Source organism: Acinetobacter sp. BSP-28 (assembly GCF_044130285.1).
GTDB lineage: Bacteria > Pseudomonadota > Gammaproteobacteria > Pseudomonadales > Moraxellaceae > Acinetobacter.
This window is the reverse complement of record NZ_JBIQOB010000051.1, coordinates 1-4,073: the sequence shown is the minus strand read 5'-3', so window position 1 is coordinate 4,073 and position 4,073 is coordinate 1. Positions and strand designations below refer to the sequence as shown.

Sequence of the window (4,073 nt, the reverse complement as noted above, 5' to 3'; positions counted from 1 at the left end):
TAAGCCAGAATCCTCATATAGCCATGTTATCCATGATCGTAAAGGTTGGCCGCATAAAGCTACTACCTATTTATATTCAATCAATAATTCCAAATATGAAATCACGGTTGTTGATGGTGCTGTATATAGCATTGAATGGGAGCGCTGAGTATGGAGTTCTCCAAACAACAATTGGTTGGTCTAGCAGGTGGGGTTATTCTTTTACTTGGGGTTTTTCTTCCCATTGTTAGCATGCCTATTGCTGGATCAATATCTGTATTTAGCAGTGGACGTGTAGATGGGTATATATTGCTTGGGTTGGCAATTATCAGCCTCATGCTGGCTTTTATAAACAACGTAAAGCCTCTACGGATTACTGGTGGTGTATCACTTTTAATAGTGATTGTAGATTTCATTTATCTACTCTACAAACTAAACAGCATTAAAGGTGATGTGTCAGATAAACTAAAAGGCAACCCATTTGGCGGTATGGCAGATGCAATGATGAGCACCATTCAAATACAATATGGATGGGTGTTCTTATTTATAGGTAGCCTTTTGCTGGTTTATGTCGCATTTGCTAAGGTTGCAAATGAACCAGTTGAGAATAATGTTGATTTGGGTACACAAAATCAATCAGATCCTAAAGCACGGAAAACCACAAGTATAAAGCTGGTATCGGACGATATTTTTTCACACAACGCAGGTAAGCGCGTGCAGCAAGATGTGCCAGAAGATGTTGCTGACATGAAAGCATGTCCATATTGCGCAGAACAAATAAAAGTTGCGGCAATCAAGTGCAAGCACTGCGGGAGCATGGTGGAATAATGAAATATTTTATAGGTTCTATTTTATTGCTTCTGGTTCAAAGCTCTTTTGCTGGTGAAATATATACCTGCACAGTAAATGGAAAGACTGTTTACCAAGGGAAGCCTTGTGCTGGTAAAGAGTTAAGCGAGAAGGTTAAGCAGTCTCAGGCCAAAATTAAAGGACAGCAAGCTGCTGCAGAAAAAGAAAGAGCCGAACGTGATGCGAGGAAAGAACCGCGCGTTGGAATGACAAAGTCTGAGGCTGAGAAATCTACATGGGGCTACCCGGATAAAGTCAACACAACGACCACAGCTAAAAATGAGTTTGAGCAATGGGTGTATAGAACACCTTATTCCGGGTCAAAATATCTGCATTTCACAAATGGAAAATTAACATCAATTTCAAATTAACCCTTTGGTATGGTTTATTGATACTTAAGTTTACCCGCTTCGGCGGGTTTTTTATTGACTAAATTTAGAGGTCAGCATGTCTGGTAAAAATTTAACATTCAAATTAATCATGGATGCCGACACTAAAGGTTTTGTTGGCAATATTAAGCAGTCCGAAGATGCAGCAAAATCCGTATTTAGCGCAATTAAACAAGAATCTGAGCGATTAAAACAAGCAACTACTGATGCCTCTAAAGAAATGGGAAATATTATCCCAAAAGGAACCAGTGAGTTAGCAGACAAGCTTTCGCAATCCCTAAATGCAGCTACAGGCATTATTAAAGATGCTGGTGATAATGCAAAATCCACAGCAGGGAACTTTACAGATTTTGGCAATAAGGCTGAGAAGGCATTAGGCCAGCTTAAAGGGGATTTAGCCCAAGCCAAGCAAAATCTTGAAGCATTTTCAAAAACTAAAGCATCACCTGCCGATATTGAAAAGGCGCAGGTTCAGGTTGATCAGCTAGAAAAAGAGGTGCAACAGGCAGATCAGGCTTTTAGTGGATTTCAGGCAGAAGTAGGCAAAGCCAATACAAACCTAAAAGAGACCGATACAGCAGCCCAGACAGCAAAAAAAGGACTGGACGGCGCGAAATTTGCGGTGAGCGCTCTTGTTGGTGCTATGGCTGCCTTGGGTATTGGTTTGGGTTTGCGAGAGTTAGCACAAGCAGCGGATACCTATACAAATCTCTCAGTTCAAATTCAGATCGCTACTCGTGATGGCGGTGACTTCACTTCTGCAATGGCTGGTGTCCAGCAGGTGGCACTTGCAACCAATTCCAGTCTAGATGCTACAGCAGGTCTATTTACTCGACTTAATACAGTCGGGAAAGAAATGGGAATGACCCAGCAACAAGCATTAGACCTGACTAAAACAGTGACGCAAGCGATTCAGATTGGTGGAGGCTCAGCTCAGGCCAGTGAAGCAGCAGTACAACAGTTTATTCAAGCTATGCAGGGCGGGGTTCTTCGTGGTGAAGAATTCAACTCTATTATGGAGAATGGCTATGGATTGGCTGAGGCTCTAGCAAAGGGGTTAGGGGTTACGACTGGTGAACTCCGCAAGATGGCTGAAAATGGTGAGCTTTCTGCAGAGCGTGTAATCAAGGCAGTTGGCAGTCAAGCAGACGCAATTCAGGAAACCTATAATCAGTTCCCGACCACAATTAGTAATGCTCTACAACGCATTGCAACTTCATGGCAGATTGTTATTGGGGAGATGGATCAGGCGAACGGCTCAAGCGCCACTGTTGCCGACGCTTTGGTTATGGTTGCAGATAACCTTGGAATTATAAAAGTATTCTTGGATGATATTGGTCTTGGTTTTGCTTCGCTAATTGGTGATCTACAAGGTGGGATTGATGCTAGCACTATCGATGCTTTTAAGAGCGCAATTTCATCCGCTTACGATGCTGTTAAAGATCTGGTAGCAACTGTATATGAATTCGGCACAGATGTTATTGATATCGTTGGAACATCACTGACCAATGCTTTATCAATATTTTCATCATTCACTGGTGGAGTGACGGAAGCTGGTGAGCAAGTAAGCTTTTTGGAGAGAATTTTCCAAGGTTTAGGTATTACATTTGGATTTATTAGTGATGGTGCTACTGCAATCAAAATTGCCCTAAGTCTTCTTACTGGTGGATTCTTCGACTTAGCATCCGCTGCGAACAGTGTGATGGCAGCATTGACGTGGGGTGATGTAAGTAAACAGTTTGCTGCCAATGCTGATCTGATGAAAGATAAGGCTAAGCAGTATTATGCTGAGGCTGATCGTGAAGCTCAGGAATTCCAATCCAAAGGCTTGCAGCGTCTTGCTGAAGCAGCACAAACACAAGCTGAAAAGGATGCTGAATCGGTTGCATCATCTAAAGCCAAATTAGACCAGTTACTTGCCGATCAGCAAGCCGAAGTTAATGGAAAGAAAGCCACTGAATCTGAAAAATTAAGCGCTGTCCAAGCCTATGCAGAAGCTGCTATTGCTGCCAATAAAGGTGTTATGGACGGTGTGATGCAAGCTGATCTATTGACGAAGGGTTATATCGTCACATTAAATCAGTCTGGCAAGGTTGCTGTTGAGGCATGGAGTAAATCAGAAGGTGGTGCTGAAAAGTCTGCTGCTTCTGCTGATAAAGCGCGTAAGGCTGCTACTGCACTCGGACTAGATTTGGATGTTTCACTTAATCGTATTTCTGCAAAGTTTAAAGAATCAGAAAGTCAATTAGATAACTTTGCTCAAGGTCTTGAAAAGCTAGGTATTGAAGGCAAGCAGGCTGCTAATGTCACTTATGAAGCATGGCTTAAATGGCTTGAAACAGCTAAGAGCCAGGCTGAAATTGATGCTGCCAAGGTTAAGCTTAAGGAGTTTGGTGATCAGGGCCAGATCTCAACATCTCAGGTTGAGCAAGGCTTAATTGCTGTCAAGCTTCAAGCTCAAAAGCTACCCGATGATATTGATCCTGTTACTGAGGCCTTTAAGCGTCTCGGTATTCAAACTAAAGAAAACTTAAAGCTCGCAGCACAGCAAGCTTTAATGGACTACATCACAATCCGCGATAGTGGGAAGGCTACAGCTGAAGGTATTGAAAAGGCTTATGAAAAAGCTGCTCAAGCGGCTGCAGCATCTGGTGATGCTGGTGTAATAGCATCTACAAATGCCGCTAATGCTGGACGTAATCTGGAAGTCCAAATCGATGCCACCGGCAAAGCCTCCGTTAAATCTATGGATGAGTGGTCCAAAGCCAATGACCGCGTCCGAGATTCAGCACACGGCATTGGTGATGGTTACCGTCAAGCTGGGCAAGTTGCGCGTGAAGAAGCGCAAAGCGCTAG

The 4,073-nt window shown here is 43.0% G+C and carries 3 protein-coding genes; all 3 read left to right on the top strand.

Translation table 11 applies throughout. From position 1 onward, the window contains the following. Positions 1-150: 150 nt before the first annotated feature. The gene (locus ACE01R_RS17465; protein WP_395552762.1) at positions 151-807 is read left to right on the top strand and encodes a zinc ribbon domain-containing protein; all 657 of its coding nucleotides are present in this window, start codon (positions 151-153) and stop codon (positions 805-807) included. Next, entirely contained in the window at positions 807-1,199 is a 393-nt protein-coding gene (locus tag ACE01R_RS17460) for a DUF4124 domain-containing protein (RefSeq protein WP_395552761.1), read from the top strand. Before ACE01R_RS17465 ends, ACE01R_RS17460 begins: the two co-directional genes overlap by 1 nt. Positions 1,200-1,275: 76 nt before the next feature. Further along, positions 1,276-4,073: tape measure protein (locus tag ACE01R_RS17455; protein WP_395552760.1), on the top strand; the 2,798-nt coding region annotated here is incomplete at its 3' end.